Annotated in this window: 13 protein-coding genes, 3 rRNA genes and 1 riboswitch; of the genes, 13 read left to right on the forward strand and 3 right to left on the reverse strand. The window is 33.5% G+C overall.

Features of this window, described 5'->3' with window-relative positions:
• Positions 1 to 6: 6 nt before the first annotated feature.
• The 5 genes from ACTG47_RS02170 to ACTG47_RS02190 all read left to right on the forward strand — a co-directional run bounded on the left by ACTG47_RS02170 (position 7) and on the right by ACTG47_RS02190 (position 8560).
• A complete protein-coding gene (locus ACTG47_RS02170) occupies positions 7 to 2394 on the forward strand; it encodes a heavy metal translocating P-type ATPase (protein WP_479925931.1) in 2388 nt (795 codons plus the stop codon).
• A gap of 516 nt (positions 2395 to 2910) precedes the next feature.
• Positions 2911 to 4413, forward strand: a 16S ribosomal RNA gene (locus ACTG47_RS02175).
• Positions 4414 to 4653: 240 nt separating this feature from the next.
• Positions 4654 to 7550, forward strand: a 23S ribosomal RNA gene (locus ACTG47_RS02180).
• 114 nt (positions 7551 to 7664) lie between these two features.
• A 5S ribosomal RNA gene (gene rrf / locus ACTG47_RS02185) occupies positions 7665 to 7781 on the forward strand.
• The 16S, 23S and 5S rRNA genes sit together here, the layout of an rRNA operon.
• A 170-nt stretch (positions 7782 to 7951) precedes the next feature.
• Positions 7952 to 8560, forward strand: a complete 609-nt coding sequence (locus tag ACTG47_RS02190) for a DedA family protein (protein ID WP_169470459.1) — start codon at positions 7952 to 7954, stop codon at positions 8558 to 8560.
• A 204-nt stretch (positions 8561 to 8764) separates the two neighbouring features.
• On the opposite strand, the gene ACTG47_RS02195 is transcribed toward ACTG47_RS02190, so the two are convergent.
• The 3 genes from ACTG47_RS02195 to ACTG47_RS02205 are packed head-to-tail and all read right to left on the reverse strand — an operon-like array spanning position 8765 to position 10645.
• Positions 8765 to 9406 (reverse strand): ABC-2 transporter permease, encoded by a 642-nt coding sequence (locus ACTG47_RS02195; RefSeq protein WP_169470458.1) that lies wholly within the window; start codon positions 9404 to 9406, stop codon positions 8765 to 8767.
• The gene (locus ACTG47_RS02200) at positions 9394 to 10260 is read right to left on the reverse strand and encodes an ABC transporter ATP-binding protein (protein ID WP_479925932.1); all 867 of its coding nucleotides are present in this window, start codon (positions 10258 to 10260) and stop codon (positions 9394 to 9396) included. The genes ACTG47_RS02195 and ACTG47_RS02200 overlap by 13 nt, the downstream gene beginning before the upstream one ends.
• 13 nt (positions 10261 to 10273) lie before the next feature.
• Positions 10274 to 10645 carry a GntR family transcriptional regulator gene (locus ACTG47_RS02205; RefSeq protein WP_479925933.1) on the reverse strand — a complete coding sequence of 124 codons (372 nt, stop codon included), beginning with the start codon at positions 10643 to 10645 and terminating at the stop codon, positions 10274 to 10276.
• Positions 10646 to 11039: 394 nt separating this feature from the next.
• Here ACTG47_RS02205 and ACTG47_RS02210 point away from each other — a divergent pair, with 394 nt between their 5' ends.
• The 8 genes from ACTG47_RS02210 to ACTG47_RS02245 all read left to right on the forward strand — a co-directional run bounded on the left by ACTG47_RS02210 (position 11040) and on the right by ACTG47_RS02245 (position 20639).
• On the forward strand, positions 11040 to 11969 hold the full coding sequence (locus ACTG47_RS02210) for an AAA family ATPase (protein ID WP_169470456.1): 930 nt from the start codon (positions 11040 to 11042) through the stop codon (positions 11967 to 11969).
• Between the two features lie 13 nt (positions 11970 to 11982).
• A complete protein-coding gene (locus tag ACTG47_RS02215; RefSeq protein WP_479925934.1) occupies positions 11983 to 13758 on the forward strand; it encodes a vWA domain-containing protein in 1776 nt (591 codons plus the stop codon).
• Positions 13759 to 13890: 132 nt separating this feature from the next.
• A riboswitch (cobalamin riboswitch) is annotated at positions 13891 to 14083 on the forward strand.
• Between the two features lie 183 nt (positions 14084 to 14266).
• Positions 14267 to 15019 (forward strand): energy-coupling factor ABC transporter permease, encoded by a 753-nt coding sequence (locus ACTG47_RS02220; protein WP_169470454.1) that lies wholly within the window; start codon positions 14267 to 14269, stop codon positions 15017 to 15019.
• Positions 15009 to 15293, forward strand: a complete 285-nt coding sequence (locus ACTG47_RS02225; RefSeq protein ID WP_009888183.1) for an energy-coupling factor ABC transporter substrate-binding protein — start codon at positions 15009 to 15011, stop codon at positions 15291 to 15293. The genes ACTG47_RS02220 and ACTG47_RS02225 overlap by 11 nt, the downstream gene beginning before the upstream one ends.
• A gap of 2 nt (positions 15294 to 15295) precedes the next feature.
• Entirely contained in the window at positions 15296 to 15994 is a 699-nt protein-coding gene (cbiQ, locus tag ACTG47_RS02230; protein ID WP_479925935.1) for a cobalt ECF transporter T component CbiQ, read from the forward strand.
• Positions 15987 to 16805, forward strand: a complete 819-nt coding sequence (locus ACTG47_RS02235; protein ID WP_169470452.1) for an energy-coupling factor ABC transporter ATP-binding protein — start codon at positions 15987 to 15989, stop codon at positions 16803 to 16805. The genes cbiQ and ACTG47_RS02235 overlap by 8 nt, the downstream gene beginning before the upstream one ends.
• Positions 16806 to 17057: 252 nt before the next feature.
• A complete protein-coding gene (locus ACTG47_RS02240; RefSeq protein ID WP_479925936.1) occupies positions 17058 to 19322 on the forward strand; it encodes a DUF3553 domain-containing protein in 2265 nt (754 codons plus the stop codon).
• 18 nt (positions 19323 to 19340) lie between these two features.
• Entirely contained in the window at positions 19341 to 20639 is a 1299-nt protein-coding gene (locus ACTG47_RS02245) for a M18 family aminopeptidase (RefSeq protein ID WP_479925937.1), read from the forward strand.
• Positions 20640 to 20651 lie beyond the last annotated feature (12 nt).

A 20651-nucleotide genomic window follows, 5' to 3' on the forward strand; every position in this document is an offset into this window, starting at 1 on the left:
ATGTATATGGAAGCAAATAATATAATTAAAAAAGAATTTATATTAGGGGGGCTAAATTGTGCTCATTGTGCAGAAGAGATTAACAATAAAGTTTCTAAGCTACAAGAAGTTAAGTCTTCCAATCTAAATTTTATAAATAAAAAACTTACAGTAAATATAGAAGATAGTTTTAATGAGGATAATACTATAGAAAAGATAATAGATATAATAGATTCAACAGAACCAGGTCTTGATATACAAATAAGTTCTAAAGAGCATGTATCTAATAAGACATCAATTAAAAAAGAACTTATATTAGGAGGATTAAACTGTGCACATTGTGCAGAGGAGATTAATAATAAAGTTTCTAAATTAAAAGAAATTGAATCTTCTAATTTAAATTTTGTAAATAAAAAACTTACAGTAAATATACTTAATGACTTTGAAGAAGATAGTGTTATAAACAAGATAAAGGAAATAATAGATTTAACAGAACCAGGACTTGATATACAAGTAGAATCTAATGACAGAGTAAAAGCTAAGACTGCTGAAAAAGCAGTGAGTGTAAATGATACAAATAAAAAAGAATTAATTCCACTTATAATTGGAGCTTTGGTATATATATTTGGGATATATCAAACAGCTACAGGTTATGAAAGCCAATTTAGTAATATAGTGTTTATAGTTGCTTATGTAATAGTAGGTGGAGATGTACTTTTAAGAGCAATAAGAAATATATCAAAAGGAAGAGTATTTGATGAGAACTTCTTGATGGCTCTAGCTACAGTAGGAGCATTATTAATAGGAGAATTATCAGAAGCAGTAGGGGTTATGCTGTTCTATAAAATAGGAGAGTATTTACAAGGTGTCGCAGTTGGTAAGTCTAGAAAGTCTATAACTTCACTTATGCAAATAAGACCAGATTATGCAAATTTGAAAGTTAATTCTGAAGTTAAGGTAGTGTCACCAGAAGAAGTAAATGTGGGAGATATAATAGTAGTAAAACCTGGTGAGAAAGTACCACTAGATGGAGTGGTAGTAGATGGAGTTTCAATGCTAGATACTTCTGCACTTACAGGTGAATCAGTACTAAGAGAAGTTGAAAAAGGGGACGAAATTTTATCTGGTGTTATAAATAAGAATGCTTTATTGAGTATTGAAGTTACAAAGAGTTTTGGAGAGTCAACAGTTTCAAAAATACTTGACCTTGTTGAAAATTCTAGTATTAAAAAATCAAAAACAGAAAACTTTATATCTAAATTTTCAAGATATTATACTCCAATAGTAGTAGTAGCTGCTTTATTGATAGCATTTGTGCCACCACTTGTAATTTCAGGTGAGGTATTTAGTGATTGGGTGTATAGAGGATTAATATTCTTGGTTGTTTCTTGCCCTTGTGCACTAGTTTTATCAATACCACTGAGTTTCTTTAGTGGAATTGGATTTGCATCTAAAAATGGTATCCTTATTAAGGGAAGTAATTATCTAGAAGCTTTAAGAAGTGTAGATACTGTAGTATTTGATAAAACAGGAACACTTACTAAAGGTGTCTTTAATGTAACTAAGTTAAATCCTGAAGGTATATCAGAAGAAGAACTACTAGAATTTGCAGCTATTGCAGAAGTAAACTCAAATCATCCAATAGCTAAGTCTATATTAAGTTACTACAGTAAAAAAATTGATTTAGATACAATAGACAGTTATGAGGAAATAGCAGCTTATGGAATCAGAGTAAAACATAATGGTAAACTTATATTAGCAGGTAATGAGAAACTTATGAAAAAGGAAAATATATTCTATTCACCAGCTAAAGAAGTAGGTACAGTGGTTTATATTGCTGTTGATAAAGTGTATAGAGGTTATATAGTTATATCTGATGAAGTAAAAGAAGATAGTAAAAATGCTATAAGAAGTTTAAAATCAATAGGAATAAAAGAAGTTGTAATGTTAACTGGAGATAATGAGAAAGTAGCAAAAAATATTGCTAAAGAATTAAACTTAGATACAGTTTATTCAAATTTGCTTCCTAATGAAAAAGTTGATAGATTAGAAGCTTTATATGAAGGAAGAAGTGAAAAAGAAAAAATAGCCTTTGTAGGTGATGGAATAAATGATGCTCCAGTACTAGCTCGTGCGGATGTTGGTATAGCAATGGGAGGTCTAGGTTCAGATGCAGCTATTGAAGCAGCAGATGTGGTTCTTATGACAGATGAGCCTAGTAAAATATCTAAGGCAATTGAGATAGCAAATAAGACTAATAAAATAGTATGGCAAAATATAATATTTGCTTTAGGAGTAAAAATTATAGTTATGATATTAGGAGCTGGAGGAATAGCTACTATGTGGGAAGCTATATTTGCTGATGTAGGGGTAGCACTTATAGCAGTATTAAATGCTATGAGAGCTATGAGATAAAATATAGATATGTATTATTAAAAGAATATAGTAATGAAGTATATAAATATTAAGAAAAGTGTCAATAAGTTTATTTTGACTATATTGATACTTTTCATTGTGTATATATAGTATATTTGTTTAATCTTATTATTTAGTATATATTTTAAACTTATATATAGATGATTCTTGTTTATTGCTAAGACTAATTAAGGAATAAGAATTATAATAATTACAAATATATAGATTGGTAATTATTATTTTATAAGAAAATATTTGAGTAAAAATTCATTAATGATATGATATAACTAGCATTCAGTAAGCTATATAATATAAAAAAGTAAATATTTTAAAAAAATAATTTGAAAAAGTGTTGACGAAATATTTTTAAGATGATATAGTATTACTTGTCCTTAAGAAAAGGGCAAACATGAAAAATGAACTTTGAAAATTAAACAGTAGGTTAATTTATAAAACAAGAAACAAACCATAAAGCCAGATATTTTGATAACAATAGTATCTGAGCCTGATAAACTTTTATTTGAGAGTTTGATCCTGGCTCAGGATGAACGCTGGCGGCGTGCCTAACACATGCAAGTTGAGCGATTTACTTCGGTAAAGAGCGGCGGACGGGTGAGTAACGCGTGGGTAACCTACCCTGTACACACGGATAACATACCGAAAGGTATGCTAATACGGGATAATATATTTGAGAGGCATCTCTTAAATATCAAAGGTGAGCCAGTACAGGATGGACCCGCGTCTGATTAGCTAGTTGGTAAGGTAACGGCTTACCAAGGCGACGATCAGTAGCCGACCTGAGAGGGTGATCGGCCACATTGGAACTGAGACACGGTCCAAACTCCTACGGGAGGCAGCAGTGGGGAATATTGCACAATGGGCGAAAGCCTGATGCAGCAACGCCGCGTGAGTGATGAAGGCCTTCGGGTCGTAAAACTCTGTCCTCAAGGAAGATAATGACGGTACTTGAGGAGGAAGCCCCGGCTAACTACGTGCCAGCAGCCGCGGTAATACGTAGGGGGCTAGCGTTATCCGGATTTACTGGGCGTAAAGGGTGCGTAGGCGGTCTTTCAAGTCAGGAGTGAAAGGCTACGGCTCAACCGTAGTAAGCTCTTGAAACTGGGAGACTTGAGTGCAGGAGAGGAGAGTGGAATTCCTAGTGTAGCGGTGAAATGCGTAGATATTAGGAGGAACACCAGTTGCGAAGGCGGCTCTCTGGACTGTAACTGACGCTGAGGCACGAAAGCGTGGGGAGCAAACAGGATTAGATACCCTGGTAGTCCACGCTGTAAACGATGAGTACTAGGTGTCGGGGGTTACCCCCCTCGGTGCCGCAGCTAACGCATTAAGTACTCCGCCTGGGAAGTACGCTCGCAAGAGTGAAACTCAAAGGAATTGACGGGGACCCGCACAAGTAGCGGAGCATGTGGTTTAATTCGAAGCAACGCGAAGAACCTTACCTAAGCTTGACATCCCAATGACATCTCCTTAATCGGAGAGTTCCCTTCGGGGACATTGGTGACAGGTGGTGCATGGTTGTCGTCAGCTCGTGTCGTGAGATGTTGGGTTAAGTCCCGCAACGAGCGCAACCCTTGTCTTTAGTTGCCATCATTAAGTTGGGCACTCTAGAGAGACTGCCAGGGATAACCTGGAGGAAGGTGGGGATGACGTCAAATCATCATGCCCCTTATGCTTAGGGCTACACACGTGCTACAATGGGTAGTACAGAGGGTTGCCAAGCCGTAAGGTGGAGCTAATCCCTTAAAGCTACTCTCAGTTCGGATTGTAGGCTGAAACTCGCCTACATGAAGCTGGAGTTACTAGTAATCGCAGATCAGAATGCTGCGGTGAATGCGTTCCCGGGTCTTGTACACACCGCCCGTCACACCACGGGAGTTGGAGACGCCCGAAGCCGATTATCTAACCTTTTGGAAGAAGTCGTCGAAGGTGGAATCAATAACTGGGGTGAAGTCGTAACAAGGTAGCCGTATCGGAAGGTGCGGCTGGATCACCTCCTTTCTAAGGAGAATTGCCTACTGTTTAATTTTGAGGGTTCGTTTTTACGAATACTCAAAATTAGCACTTGAATCAACCAAATAAACTAAACCAATGTGAAGTTTGTTTGTTGAAAATGTGCGTTAGCACCTTAAAAACTGCATATATATTTAGTGATATGACATCTAATTTGTAATATATAAAGCTGATAACTTTTTAAAATTATCAAGTTGATAGACTTTAATCTATCAAACCTTTTTAACTGGTCAAGTTATTAAGGGTGCAGGGCGGATGCCTTGGCACTAGGAGCCGATGAAGGACGCGATAAGCTGCGATAAGCTTCGGGGAGTTGCACGTAAACTTTGATCCGAAGATTTCCGAATGAGGAAACTCACTTAGAGTAATGTCTAAGTATCATTAAGTGAATTCATAGCTTAATGAGGGGAACTCAGGGAACTGAAACATCTAAGTACCTGAAGGAAGAGAAAGAAATTCGATTCCGTAAGTAGCGGCGAGCGAACGCGGAAGAGCCCAAACCAATAAAGTTTTCTTTATTGGGGTTGCGGACATATCATAACGAAGAGGTATCGTAATTGAAGAGGTTTGGAAAGACCCACCACAGAAGGTAATAGTCCTGTATGTTAAACGAGAAGACTTTAGATATGATCCAGAGTACCACGGGACACGTGAAACCCTGTGGGAAGCAGGAGGGACCACCCTCCAAGGCTAAATACTACCTAGTGACCGATAGCGTATAGTACCGTGAGGGAAAGGTGAAAAGAACCCCGGGAGGGGAGTGAAATAGAACCTGAAACCCTGCACTTACAAGCTGTGGAAGCACATTTCTTGTGTGACCGCGTACTTTTTGTAGAACGGGCCAACGAGTTACGTTAAGTAGCAAGGTTAAGCACTTAAGGTGTGGAGCCGTAGCGAAAGCGAGTTTTAACTGAGCGTTCAGTTACTTGACGTAGACCCGAAACCGGGCGACCTACCCATGAGCAGGATGAAGCGAAAGTAAAATTTCGTGGAGGTCCGAACCCACGAGCGTTGAAAAGCTCGGGGATGACTTGTGGGTAGCGGTGAAATTCCAATCGAGCCCGGAGATAGCTGGTTCTCCCCGAAATAGCTTTAGGGCTAGCCTCAAGGTGAGAGATACGGAGGTAGAGCACTGAATGTCCTAGGGGGTATTGCACCTACCGAAGACTATCAAACTCCGAATGCCGTCATCTTATACTTGGGAGTCAGACTGTGGGTGATAAGATTCATAGTCGAAAGGGCAACAGCCCAGATCGTCAGCTAAGGTCCCTAAATGTAAGTTAAGTGGTAAAGGATGTGGGATTGCACAGACAACCAGGATGTTGGCTTAGAAGCAGCCACTCATTCAAAGAGTGCGTAATAGCTCACTGGTCGAGTGATCCTGCGCCGAAGATTTCCGGGGCTAAAACTTACTACCGAAGCTACGGCATCATTATGATGGGTAGGGGAGCTTCCCATACGGGTTGAAGCATGACCGTAAGGACATGTGGACAGTATGGGAGTGAGAATGTTGGCATGAGTAGCGAGATGTGGGTGAGAATCCCACAGGCCGTAAACCCAAGGTTTCCAGGGGAAGGTTCGTCCGCCCTGGGTTAGTCGGGACCTAAGCTGAGGCCGAAAGGCGTAGGTGATGGACAACAGGTTGATATTCCTGTACTACCGATAACCGTTTGAGAGATGGGATGACACAGTAGGATAAGCTAAGCACACTGTTGGTTATGTGTGCCCAAGCATTGAGGCAGTCAGAGTAGGTAAATCCGCTTTGATAATGCTGGGATGTGATGGGGAGCGAAATTTAGTAGCGAAGTAGCTGATTTCACACTGTCAAGAAAAGTCTCTATCGAGGTTAAAGGTACCCGTACCGCAAACCGACACAGGTGGGTGAGGAGAGTATCCTAAGGCCCGCGAGAGAACTGTTGTTAAGGAACTCGGCAAAATGACCCCGTAACTTAGGGATAAGGGGTGCCACCATCTGGTGGCCGCAGAGAATAGGCCCAAGCGACTGTTTACCAAAAACATAGGTTTCTGCTAAGTCGCAAGACGATGTATAGGAGCTGACGCCTGCCCGGTGCTGGAAGGTTAAGGGGATCTGTTAGAGCAATCGAAGCAGTGAACTTAAGCCCCAGTAAACGGCGGCCGTAACTATAACGGTCCTAAGGTAGCGAAATTCCTTGTCGGGTAAGTTCCGACCCGCACGAAAGGCGTAACGATTTGGGCACTGTCTCAACAACAGACTCGGTGAAATTGTAATTCCGGTGAAGATGCCGGATACCTGCGACAGGACGGAAAGACCCCATGGAGCTTTACTGTAGCTTGACATTGGGTCTTGGTACTACATGTACAGGATAGGTGGGAGGCTTTGAAACCAGGACGCTAGTTTTGGCGGAGCCATCCTTGGGATACCACCCTTGTAGTACTGGGACTCTAACCATAGGCCATGAATCTGGTCTTGGGACACTGTCAGGTGGGCAGTTTGACTGGGGCGGTCGCCTCCCAAAAGGTAACGGAGGCGCTCAAAGGTTCTCTCAGTACGGTCGGAAATCGTACGTAGAGTGTAAAGGCAAAAGAGAGCTTGATTGCAAGACATACAGGTCGAGCAAGGATGAAAATCGGACTTAGTGATCCGGTGGTTCTGCGTGGAAGGGCCATCGCTCAACGGATAAAAGCTACCCTGGGGATAACAGGCTTATCTCCCCCAAGAGTCCACATCGACGGGGAGGTTTGGCACCTCGATGTCGGCTCATCACATCCTGGGGCTGTAGTAGGTCCCAAGGGTTGGGCTGTTCGCCCATTAAAGTGGTACGCGAGCTGGGTTCAGAACGTCGTGAGACAGTTCGGTCCCTATCCGTCGCAGGCGTAGGAAATTTGAGAAGACCTGTCCTTAGTACGAGAGGACCGGGATGGACGTACCTCTGGTGTACCAGTTGTTCTGCCAAGGGCATGGCTGGGTAGCTATGTACGGAATGGATAAGCGCTGAAAGCATCTAAGCGCGAAGCCGACTTCAAGATAAGATTTCCCACCGCAAGGGTAAGACCCCAGAAAGACTATCTGGTTGATAGGTCGAAGGTGTAAGTGCAGCAATGTATTTAGCTTATCGATACTAATAGGTCGAGGACTTGACCAAATTATTTGATGTCCATTCAGTAAAATATATGTGCAGTTTTTAGAGTGTTAACTCTAAAGAAACTAGTATTACTAGATTCTAAAAACTTAATAGAGATATTAAGCATAAAGATTATGTGGTTACAATAGCAGAGAGGATACACCTGTTCCCATTCCGAACACAGAAGTTAAGCTCTCTAGCGCTGATGGTACTTGGTGGGAAACTGCCTGGGAGAGTAGGACGTAGCCACGTAATCTTTTTTATTTATGCAAGTTTCTTATTTTTAAAGTACTATTTTCAAAGTATGTTATAAATACTTTGTATAAATACATATAATAGTTTAAAGAGATTGATTCTTTAAATATAGGGTGGGAGCCCTTATAGATATGTACTTTTAAATAAGAAAGGAGATAGATAAGTAAGTGTCTGTAATCAATAGTTTTATTTTACAATATGGATTAATCTCTGTATTTGTATTAATTATGATTGAGTATGCTTGTTTTCCACTACCTAGCGAGGTTGTCTTACCATTATGTGGAGCAATTGCTGCAAGAAATCATTTTGGATTTTTGACAATTTTGATTTTGAGTATAATTGCAGGTATACTTGGCTCAATATTTTGTTATGCAGTAGGAAATTGGGGTGGTAAATCTATTATAAATAAAATAGTAGAGATATGTCCAAAAGCTAAGAAAGGAATATTTGCATCTCAGGATTATTTTAATAAATATTCTTCTATTTCTGTTTGTGTATGTAGATTAATTCCACTATGTAGAACATATATATCTTTTATAGCAGGTATAGCAGGTCAAAATATTATAACTTTTGTAATATCATCTATTGTGGGAATCACTATATGGAATACTTCATTAATAAGTATAGGGTATATTTTCTCAGAGAGCTGGGTAAAAATAATGACTCATTATAATGATTATAAATTCCTAGTTCTAATTATACCAATAGCTTTAATTCTTATTGGATTTACTATTAAGTCATATATACATAAAAAACGTCATAAGATAAGATTATAAAAAATCAGTAGATTTCTTCATTATTTTCTATATTTATTGTAAGATTTAAATGAGTGAGATAATTTCTAATAATTAAAATCCCCGTTTTTACTCCAGTGTGGAAACGGGGATTTTTAATGTCAAATAAATAGTGAATAAGTGGAATTCAATAATAAAAGAACATATTGAGTAGTAGTTAATATCAATTAATCATCAGATTTATTTTTATATATGGCTATTTTTTCTTGAGTATCCAAGTACACTTATTACAAAAGAAACAATGAATAGGACTATAACTGTTATGGATGCCATTAATAAATAGGATTGTGTAGTGGCTGGAATAGCAGAAAATCCAGGTCCATCCTCAAAATATTTGATGAAATAGAAAATAGGAACGACGAAAAGTAATCCTATCGTCTGTGCTGAACGGAAACCAAACCAATATGTAAGAGGTAAACAAATAGAAGTACAAGTAAGTGGCAAAATAATTGATGCAATGATAGATAAGCCCAAGAGACTGATTTCAAAATTACTATAGAAAATACTGCTCATTAAACTAAATATAATGCTCCCAAATAAACTGAAAACCAATGTGCATATAACAGAAATATATTTGCTTGCAACTACAGAACATCCACTAACAGGCATAGCTAATTGGTATTTTTTCCAGTTTACATTCTCATCACTTGCGAAACTTATAATATTTTGCATACCTATTGAAATAGAAAACATAATTGAAGTCATTAGCCCAGCATATATCCCCATATTCATAATGAGAAGGAGAATAGCCACTATTGCAATTATAATAAGTTTCTTATCAATACTTTTTAAAAAGAGATAGAAGTCTTTGTATATTAATCCTCGCATAATATTCCTCCTTTAATATAGAAAAGCATAATATCTTCCAATGTTGCATTATCAACAACTACATCCTTATATTTTCTTTTTGCAGTTTCTTTATCATTAACTAAGCATTCTATACTTACATTTGTTTGTCTGTAAATAAGATAATCATCCTGTGAGATAGTTTTAAATTTTTCTTTTCCACATCTAATAATTCCATAATTGTAGATTAAGTTATCTTTTTGTTCCTCAAAAACTATTTTTCCTTTATGAATTAGTATCACATAATCCGCAATTTTTTGTATATCTGATGTGATATGAGATGAAAAGAAAATAGAGTGTTCTTCATCTTGTATGAACTCCAAAAACAAATCCAAGATTTCATCCCGACTAACAGGGTCAAGCCCAGTTGTTGCTTCATCTAAAATGAGAAGCTTTGGTTTATGAGACAGAGCACATATAATAGAGAGTTTCATTTTCATTCCTTTAGAAAATGAGACAATAGTTTTTTTTAATGGAAGATTGAATTTTTCTAGATAATATTGATAAAGTGAATTATCCCATGATGTATATATGCCAGAGAGTATTTTACCAATATGTTTTGCAGTAAAAATATCATGGAAATTGCACTCATCAAAGACAATACCAATATCATCTTTAATTGAATATGTTGCATTGTCTACCCCGAATATTTCAATTTTTCCAGCATCTTTTTTCAATTCATTCAGTATTAAGTTAATTGTGGTACTTTTTCCAGCTCCATTCTCACCAATAAAACCAACAATCCTGCCTTTTGGAATACTAAATGAAACATCTTTCAATGAGAAATCATCAAAAGCTTTATATAAGTTTTGAACTAAAACATTATTTTTTTCCATAGTTTACATCCCCTTAATCTTCATAGAATAATTTGAGAATATTGGTCATCTGCTCATAAGATATACCATGTGTTCTACCAATTTCTGAGACTTTTTGTAATAATTCTTCTGCTATTCGCAACTGATCTTCTTGAATGAACTCTTTATTTTGACTAGAGACAAAACTACCTTTACCAGAGACAGTTTCAATAAATCCATCACGAGTTAAATCCTCATATGCCCGTTGAACAGTAATTACACTTATATGTAAATCTTTTGCTAGACTTCTCATAGATGGAAGCATTTCACCAGCAGATAATGTCCCATTCATTATAAGACTTTTAATCTGTAAACATATTTGTTCATATATAGGTTTATCACTACTGTTGCTAATGATTATTTCCATTTAATCCTCCTATACTGTACTTACTGTACTTGTTAGTTAAGTACAGTATAGGCTTATAAATGAGTATTGTCAAGATAATAAATATAAAAAGAGAGAATAATACAATAATTGATATGTTAGCCACCATACTGTGTATCTTTCAAAGATATAGTATGATTGTTCATATAAAATACATTTATGAAGGTCGGTATATCACTATTGGAGTAATCTATGATATGATAATTCCCAACTGTTTCCCTAAAATAACCTATAAAAAATATATACAGATGATTTTTCTTTAAAATAGATAAAGAGGTATGATTAATTTGTAAAATCGATTCTAGCTTATACCCTTTTATGCTAAAATGATGTTAAGAAATGAAACAAATACTATTTATATAAAAGGGGTAAGAATATGGATATAATAGATAATCTAAGGGTACAAGGGGTAGATGAGAAACTTATTGAAGATATACTATATTTTAGACGTTATTATGCTATAGAGAAAGATTTAGAGTACAGGGTAACAAAGTCTAAAACTTATTTTTATGGAAGAGATATTTTGTCTATGTGTATAGCAGCTATTTTAGAAGAAGAAAATATATTATTATCAGGGCCAAAAGCAACAGGAAAAAACTTACTTGCTGACAATTTAGGGGAGATATTTAATAGACCTCAATGGAATACATCATTTCATATAAATACAGATAGTTCAACACTTATAGGTACAGACACATTTATAGATAATGAAGTTAAGCTTAGAAGAGGTTCTGTTTATGAATGTGCTATCAATGGAGGTTTTGGTGTGTTTGATGAAATTAATATGGCAAAGAATGACGCTGTAGTGGTAGTACATTCAGCTTTAGATTATAGAAGGTTGATTGATGTACCTGGGTATGAAAGAGTCAATCTACATCCAGCAACAAGATTTATTGGAACTATGAATTATGAATATGCAGGAACAAAAGAACTTAATGAGGCACTAGTATCTAGATTTATGGTAATAGATATTCCCCCTATAGAAGAAGAAAAGTTAATGATGATTTTAAAAAATGAATTTTCAGATGCTGATGAAGAAAAATTAATGCATTTTGCAGGAATATTTTTAGATTTACAGTTGAAATCTCAAAATGGTGAAATATCTAGTAAAGCTATTGACCTGCGTGGTCTTATGGCATCACTTAAAACTATAAGAAGGGGATTGAAACCAACTCTTGCAATTAATATGGGGCTTACAGGGAAGACTTTCGATATATATGAGAAAGAAATGGTTGGAGATGTAATTAAAACTAGAATACCTAATAAATGGGAGAGTATAGATGTATTTCCAATAAGTCATATTTAATATAGGTGAGATTATGAAATGGATATATGATGATTATGAATTTGAAAACAGAGCCAATAACTTATCTTGGACAATAGCTGGAGATTATAATGAAAGTATAGATATATCAGAAAAAGATTATTCTTCAAAAGAGATAGGTCTGTATTTTGCAATAATTGCAGGTGCTAGAAGAAAGTATGTAGATTGGGACATAGTGAAAAAATACCTCACAAATAGAATTCGAAAAGGATATGACAAAGATATTATATTAGGTTTGATTCAAGTTATATTAAATACAATAGTTGAAGAAAAGGCTATTAAAGACAGACCAGGAATAGAAGATATAAGAAAAAATGCTTATAAGGATATTGTTTCACGTTTTACCAAAATACATAATGATAATATCATGGATAAAATCAAATATGCCTTTGTACTTTATAATATGGACAAGCATCCAGCACTAGATAGTCTAACTAGAAGAATAGTTAATGACATACAGAATATAGATACAAATCAAGATATTATGGAGGTTTTAAAAGCATTAGATGTTATATATTTAACTTATTTTGAATATATATTAAATGCAGAAGAAAGTGGTTCTACATATGATGAAAATAATGTGAAAGATGTTGAAGTAAATTTTGATACATTTGCTGACTTTATGTATGAAGAACTTTATAGTGAAGAAGAAGAAAATATTATTGAAAGTGACATAGACTCTATATCTTCATCTATGCTTATAGAGGGAGTAGGAGATTTTGAGGATTCTCAATCTAGCAATTCAGCAGACAGGGTTATATATGTTGATGAAGAGACAGCAAATAAAATATATTCAAAGATAGAACATTATTATGGAAAAACTTATTTGAGTAAAGGTGAAATTAAAAAGATTGAAACACAAAATTGTAGAAATGTTCATGAAGGGTGCAGAATACACTTTACAGATGGAGTTCTTAGAAGTGAGTGTAATAATGTATTCCAGTTAAAATATGTAACAAGGCAAAAAGAAAATAATTTAGGAAAATTTAGAGAAAATGCTAGAATGTATAGACAGCAGATAAAGAGATTAAAAGAAAGTCTAGCTAGAATTTTGATAGAAGAAAATGCCAAAACAAGAGTATACTCTGATTGTGGAACTATATTAGCAAATAGAGCTTGGAGAGTGGGTAGAAGTAATAATAATAAAATATTTTACAAAGACATAGAAAATGAAAAAGGAAAATATGTTATTGATATATTATTAGATGCAAGTGGTTCTCAAAGTAGAAATCAAGGAAATGTAGCAATTCAAGCGTATATAATTGCAAATGCTTTAACAGAAGTTGGCATACCAAATAGAGTTATTGGATTTTCTAGTTTTTTAGACTATACAATATTAAAAAGATTTAAAGATTATGATGATAGTTTAAAAAATAGTGAAAATATATTTGAATACTTTTGCGCTGGTAATAATCGAGATGGCTTGGCTATAAAATCTATATGTAGTGGTCTAATAAATAGAGATGAAGAAAATAAAATTTTGATAGTTCTTAGTGATGGAAGACCAAATGATGTAAAGATAGGAAAAAATAGTGAGAGAACTTTAAGAGGAGAAAAAGCTTATAGGGGTATAGTTGGTTTGAGAGACACAGCTAATGAAGTTAGAAAGGCTAGGAAACAAAATATATTGGTATTAGGAGTGTTTACAGGGAAAGAATCAGAACTTGAAGCTGAAAGATTAATATATGGAAATGATTTTATATATTCGAGAGATATAACTAGATTTTCTGATGTGGTTTCAATGTATTTAAAGAAGATAATTAGAAATTAACCAAGAGTATAAAAAATAATTTATATACATAAAAATATAAAAATGAATAAAATCTGTAAAAAATGTAGAAATTTTCACAGAAAAGGTATACAATGATTTATATAGAAAATGTTTTAAGAATAATTTAACAATTAAATATATAATATTATAGGTTCTTCAAGCAAGATTAATAGGGAAAAAGGTTAAATTCCTTTACAGCCCCCGCTACTGTGATGCAGACGAAACTTTTGTTAGCCACTATGATGATATATTTTTATATTTCATGGGAAGGAAGAGGAGTAGGAAGAAGCTAAGTCAGGAGACCTGCCTAAAATATTAAAGTAATTTCTTCGGGGATGGAGAAAGTTTCTTATAATAATTATACAGATATGTTTATTTTATGTGTTTGTATTTAAATTGTCGAAAATTAGAAGCCTAGCCATCGAGTTAGGCTTTTTTATTTTTAAAATAAATCAGACATATATTATTTATATTTTAATTATTAGAAAGGGAGAGAGGGGATAGTAAAATGAAACAAAATATCAAATTAGGGGTTATAGCTGCACTTATGTTAATCATTTTAACTCCAGTTACATCGAATGCAATGCACATAATGGAAGGGTACTTACCAGTAAAATGGTCTATAGCATGGGGAGTTATATTTATACCATTTTTCTTAGTAGGACTAAAATCGATAGGAAAAATAGTAAAGCAAGACCCTAAAAAGAAAGTATTATTAGCACTATGTGGAGCATTTGTGTTTGTGTTGTCAGCACTAAAAATACCTTCAGTAACAGGAAGTTGTTCACATCCTACTGGAGTAGGTCTTGGAGCAATAATGTTTGGACCAAGTGTAATGTTTGTTCTTGGAACTATAGTTCTAATATTCCAAGCATTATTATTAGCACATGGAGGAATAACTACTTTAGGAGCTAATGCTTTTTCAATGGCTATTATAGGACCAATTATATCATTCTTAATATTTAAAGCATTAAAGAAAAAAGATGGAAATAATGCAATACCAGTATTTCTTGCCGCAGCATTAGGAGATTTGGCTACATATACAATAACTTCGATACAGTTAGCACTGGCTTTTCCAGACCCATCAGGTGGAGTGATGGCTTCAGCAATTAAGTTTTTAGGAATTTTCTTTATGACTCAAATACCAATAGCAATAGCAGAAGGTATACTTACTGTAATTGTATATAATTTAGTTACAGAAAATGGAGAAAAAAGCATACTAGAAAATAATGATAAAGGAGTTAAAGCTAATGAGTGCTAAAACAAAAACGAAAACTAATATATTACTACTTTTATTAGTAGTGGCTCTTATCATATTTCCATTACTTGTTAACTCAGGAGCTGAATATGGAGGAGCAGATGGTCAAGCTGAAAGTGAAATTACTAAGATAAATCCAGATTATGAACCATGGTTTAGTAGCCCATATGAGCCACCAAGTGGAGAAATAGAAAGTTTATTATTCTCTGCACAAGCAGCATTAGGTGCTGGTGTAATAGGATACATATTAGGTGTTCAAAAAGGAAAGAGAAGTTAATTATGCTTATAATTGATAAATATGCATATACAAATAGATTAAGTAAAGTAAATCCAAATAAAAAAGTAGCCATAGGAGTAATCTTTCTGATTGCTTCTATGGTAATAAAAAATATATTTGTTTTAAGTGGAATTATGGTTTTAATGAGTATTCTAGTTGTTTGTGTGGCTGGAATAGATTTAAAAAATTATTTAAAATTACTTAGAATACCAATGTACTTTTTATTTCTTAGTATAGGAATAACTCTTGTAAATATATCTTTTAATAAAGCAGACTTATTATACAGTTTTGAAATTTTTAGTTTCAATATAGGGATATCAGAAGCATCTATTGACATGTCTGTTCATGTGTTATTTAGAGCTATGTCTTGTTTGACTTGCGTGTACTTTTGTATACTTACAACACCTTTTAATCAATTAATATTCTTCTTTAAAAAAATGCATTTACCTGATACTTTTGTTGAGCTATCAATGTTAATATATAGGTTTATATTCATATTTTTAGAAGAATTTTCAGAAATATATAAATCACAAGAACTAAGATTTGGGTACATAAATTTAAAAACTTCATATAAATCCTTAGGAATTCTTGGAAGTATGCTGTACAAAAGACTTATGACAAGGTATGATGATATGTGCATATCATTAGACATAAAATTGTATGATGGTAAATTTCACATAGTAGGGGATAATGATGTTTAAAATAAATAATTTAACTTATCAATATGAAAAGAATGCCAATGCATTATTAAACATTAATATGGATTTCTCAAAGGGAAATGTTATAGGTATAATAGGTTCAAATGGTTCAGGAAAATCAACATTATTTATGAATTTAATGGGTATATTAAAACCTACATCTGGAGAAATTCTTTTTAAAGAAGAAAAATTAAAATATGATAAGAAAAGTTTGTATAATCTTAGAAAAAATGTGGGTATTGTCTTTCAAGACCCAGAAAAACAAATTTTCTATTCAAAAGTATACGACGATATAGCATTTGCAATGAGAAATATTGGTATAGATGAAAAAACAATTAAAGAGAGAATAAACAAAGCTCTAGTAGCTGTTAATGGAATAGATTTTATAGATAGACCAGTACATTTTTTAAGTTATGGTCAGAAAAAAAGAGTAGCAATAGCATCAGTTATAGCAATGGAAAATGAAATTATATTGCTTGATGAGCCTACAGCTGGTTTAGACCCAGTAAGTACTAGGTCTATTGTAGATATAATAAAGGGATTGAATAAAAATAATATAAAAATAGTAATATCCAGTCATGATATGAATTTAATGTATGAAATATGTGATTACATATATGTATTGGATAAGGGGATTTTAATTGATGAAGGAAAGGCAGAAAATGTATTTGTAAATGAAAATAACATTATACAAGCTGGCTTAGAATCCCCATGGCTAGTAAAGGTACACAAAAATATGAATTTACCTTTATTTAAGAAAGAAGAAGATTTGTATAAGTACTGGAAAGAAAGAGAACTTAATACAAACAAATAATTAAGCCCTAAACCTATTTTAAAAAAATAGATTTATATAATAACCCTTAACCTAGACCCCTTAAAGGTGCCTTATGATTCCCCAAATCATAAGGTTATTTTTTTTATTAAATAGTAAAATAAATTATATGAAAAAGTGTTATTTAATTGTAATATATTGGAAATAATCTATTAGTATAATACATAATTATAATTTGAAGTAATTCATATTTTAGATTAAAATATATTTATGGCTGTTAACAGGAGGAGAAATATGAATTTAGATACATTAAATCCTGCTCAAAGAGAAGCAGTAGAAAAGACTGAAGGTCCAGTACTTATACTGGCTGGAGCTGGTTCAGGTAAAACTAAGGTATTAACAACAAGAATGGCATACCTTATAGAAGATAAAGGTGTGCAACCACCAAATATATTAGCTATAACATTTACAAACAAAGCTGCAAATGAAATGAGAGAGAGAGTTGAACAAAATATAGGTTCTGAGACTAAGGAAATGTGGATAAGTACATTCCATTCCTGCTGTGTTCGTATACTAAGAAAAGATATAAATAAGATTGGTTACAACAGAAGTTTTGTAATTTATGATGCAGCAGACCAAGTTACATTGGTTAAAGACTGTCTTAAAGAACTAAATTTAAGTGATAAGGTGTTTGAGCCAAAAGCAGTTATTAGTGCTATTTCAGGAGCAAAAGATAAGCTTTATACTCCAAAACAGTTTAAAGACATTAATATGGCAGATAATAGAATGGTTAAGATTGCAGATATTTATGCATTATATCAAGACCGTTTAAAAAGAAATAGTGCACTTGATTTTGATGATTTAATACTAAAAACTGTAGAGCTTTTTAAGGCTAATGAAGAAGTTTTAGCATATTATAGAAGTAGATTTAGATACATAATGGTAGATGAGTACCAAGATACAAGTAAAGCTCAGTACGAACTGATAAAATTATTAGCAAGAGAACATCAAAATATTTGTGTTGTTGGAGATGATGACCAAAGTATTTATGGATGGAGAGGTGCAGATATAAGAAATATACTTGAATTTGAGAAAGACTATGATAATGTGCATGTTGTAAAGTTGGAGCAAAATTATAGGTCTACACAAGTGATATTAGATGCAGCTAATAAAGTTATATCTAATAATATAGAAAGAAAAAGGAAAAAACTTTGGAGTGAGAAAAAAGAAGGAGAGCTTATAAAGATACAACTAACTGGCAGTGAAATAGAAGAAGCTGATTTTATTTCTGATTCAATCGCACAAATAGCTAGAAAAGAGAAGAGACCTTATAAAGACTTCGCAGTACTCTATAGAGCAAATGCACAAGCTAGACCTGTAGAGGATGCTTTAAATAGAAGTCAAATACCATACAATATATATGGTGGTACAAAATTTTATGAGAGAAAAGAAATAAAGGATTTATTAGCGTATTTAAGAGTGATTCAAAATCCACAAGATGATATATCTATAAAAAGAATTATAAACGTACCTAGAAGGGGTATAGGGCTTAGAACAATAGAAAAAATTGAAGATAGAGCTAATTTAAAGCAGGAGAGTATATATTCAGTATTAATTGATATAGAGACAAATTCAGATATATCTACTAAAGCAAGAGCAAGTATAAGTGGATTTGTTGATATTATAGGTACACTTAGAACTATAAAAGAAGTTTATCCTGTTAGCAAACTTATAGAAAAGGTCTTAGATACTACAGGATATATGGATGAACTTGTAGAGATAAGAAATAAAAATGAAAAAGATTTAACTGGTAAAGGTGAGGAAGCTCAGGATAGAATTGACAACTTGAGAGAATTTATATCTATAGCTTTGGAGTTTGAGAGTAGTAATGATGAGAACTATGAAAATAAAGACTTAGAGACATTCTTAACTAGTATAGCACTTACATCTGAATCAAATGATGAAGAAGACAATGATAGAGTTTCTCTTATGACAATTCATACATCTAAAGGGTTAGAATTCCCTGTAGTGTTCCTAATAGGTATGGAAGAAGGATTATTCCCTATATCAAGAGCTATAAAGTCTCTAAGTGATTCACAGATAGAAGAAGAGAGAAGACTTTGTTATGTCGGTATAACTAGAGCTAAAGAAGAATTATATATGTCATTGACAGAGAAGAGAACATTATATGGTAAAACAAATGTTGCAATAGCTTCGAGATTTATGGAGGAGTTACCAGAAGAATGTATAGAAAGATTGTACAAAGTAAAGAAAGAACTGAGTTACTCTAAAGCAAGTTATAATATGTTAGATAAATATACTAAAAAGTACATGAATACTATAAGTAAATCTAAAGTTGCTGACAAGGTTAATGCTACAATAAAAGATTCCAATAAAGAAACTAATCCAGATGATATAAAACTTGGTTCTAAAGTGCATCATCCTAAATTTGGGGTTGGAACAGTAGTATCTATAATTGGGACAGATGTTACTATAGCCTTTGACAAACAAGGAATTAAAAAAATAAATAAAGAATATACAACACTAAATATTTTATAATGGAGGTTAATATAAGGAATGGATAGTATAAATTTTGCTAAGAACTTAATAGACTTCATATATGATAGTCCATCATCTTTTCATGCAGTTGATAGTGCTAAAGAAATTTTAGATAAGAATGGATTTGAAGAGTTAGCTTTAAATCATAGGTGGAACCTAAAGGTAGGTGGGAAATACTATGTTACTAAAAATTTATCTGCTATAGTGGCTTTTGTAGTTAATTCAGAAGACATAGAGAAAGATGGATTTAGAATAATAGGTTCTCATTCAGACTCTCCTACATTTAGTATTAAACCAAATGCAGAAATAGAAGCTGAAAAATCTTATTTGAAGTTGAATACAGAGTGCTATGGAGGAGCAATACTGAGTACATGGCTAGATAGACCTCTTGGGATAGCTGGGAGGGTAGTTTTAAAGAGTGATAATGTATTAAAACCAAATGAAAGGCTTATAAACTTTAAAAAGCCAATTTGTATAATACCAAATCTAGCTATACACTTAAATAGAAGTATAAATGATGGGCATTCATATAATAAGCAAAAGGACATGTTACCTTTAGTTGGTTTGTTAAATGATACATTAGAAAAAGATAATTTTCTTTTAAAACAAATAGCATCTAATTTGGATGTAAATATGGAAGATGTTATAGATTTTGACTTATTTTTATATGAATTTGAAAAAGGAAGCTTAATAGGGGCTAATGATGAATTTATATCTATTGGAAGACAAGATAATCTTGCAATGGTACATGCTAGTTTGAATGCTCTTGTTGATACTAAAGGTCAAAATGGTGTAAATGTAATTGCCGTATTTGATAATGAAGAAGTTGGTAGCTCTACTAAACAAGGTGCAGATTCAAACATGCTCTTAAATATATTAGAGAGAATCTGTTTATCAATAGGTAAAGATAGGGAAGAGTTTTTTGAATCTATTTATTCATCTTTTATGATATCATCGGATTTAGCACATGCTATCCATCCAAATACTCCAGAAAAACATGACCCAACTAATAAGCCAGTTATGGGAAAAGGACCTGTCATAAAAATAAATGCTAGTCAGGCGTATACAAGTGATGGATATTCTATAGCTGTTTATAAGAATATATGTAGAGAAGCTAATGTTAAGTATCAAGAATTTGTTAATAGATCAGATGAAAGAGGTGGAAGTACTATAGGTCCAATATCTTCTACTCATATAGACATACCATCTGTGGATGTGGGAAGTCCAATTTTGGCAATGCACTCTATAAGAGAATTGGGGAATGTTGAAGACCATTATAGTATATATAAAACGTTTAGTAAGTTTTTTGAAATATAAATATAAGATAAA

This window comes from Clostridioides sp. LIBA-6622 (assembly GCF_056716095.1).

What these genes read in the sequence shown, in the direction of transcription:
- ACTG47_RS02210 (WP_169470456.1), top strand. Translation starts at nt 11,040, where the DNA reads ATGGATATAATAGATAATCTAAGGGTACAAGGGGTAGATGAGAAACTT.
- ACTG47_RS02205 (WP_479925933.1), bottom strand. Translation starts at nt 10,645, where the DNA reads ATGGAAATAATCATTAGCAACAGTAGTGATAAACCTATATATGAACAA.
- ACTG47_RS02220 (WP_169470454.1), top strand. Translation starts at nt 14,267, where the DNA reads ATGAAACAAAATATCAAATTAGGGGTTATAGCTGCACTTATGTTAATC.
- ACTG47_RS02245 (WP_479925937.1), top strand. Translation starts at nt 19,341, where the DNA reads ATGGATAGTATAAATTTTGCTAAGAACTTAATAGACTTCATATATGAT.
- ACTG47_RS02225 (WP_009888183.1), top strand. Translation starts at nt 15,009, where the DNA reads ATGAGTGCTAAAACAAAAACGAAAACTAATATATTACTACTTTTATTA.
- ACTG47_RS02240 (WP_479925936.1), top strand. Translation starts at nt 17,058, where the DNA reads ATGAATTTAGATACATTAAATCCTGCTCAAAGAGAAGCAGTAGAAAAG.
- cbiQ (WP_479925935.1), top strand. Translation starts at nt 15,296, where the DNA reads ATGCTTATAATTGATAAATATGCATATACAAATAGATTAAGTAAAGTA.
- ACTG47_RS02200 (WP_479925932.1), bottom strand. Translation starts at nt 10,260, where the DNA reads ATGGAAAAAAATAATGTTTTAGTTCAAAACTTATATAAAGCTTTTGAT.
- ACTG47_RS02170 (WP_479925931.1), top strand. Translation starts at nt 7, where the DNA reads ATGGAAGCAAATAATATAATTAAAAAAGAATTTATATTAGGGGGGCTA.
- ACTG47_RS02195 (WP_169470458.1), bottom strand. Translation starts at nt 9,406, where the DNA reads ATGCGAGGATTAATATACAAAGACTTCTATCTCTTTTTAAAAAGTATT.
- ACTG47_RS02215 (WP_479925934.1), top strand. Translation starts at nt 11,983, where the DNA reads ATGAAATGGATATATGATGATTATGAATTTGAAAACAGAGCCAATAAC.
- ACTG47_RS02235 (WP_169470452.1), top strand. Translation starts at nt 15,987, where the DNA reads ATGTTTAAAATAAATAATTTAACTTATCAATATGAAAAGAATGCCAAT.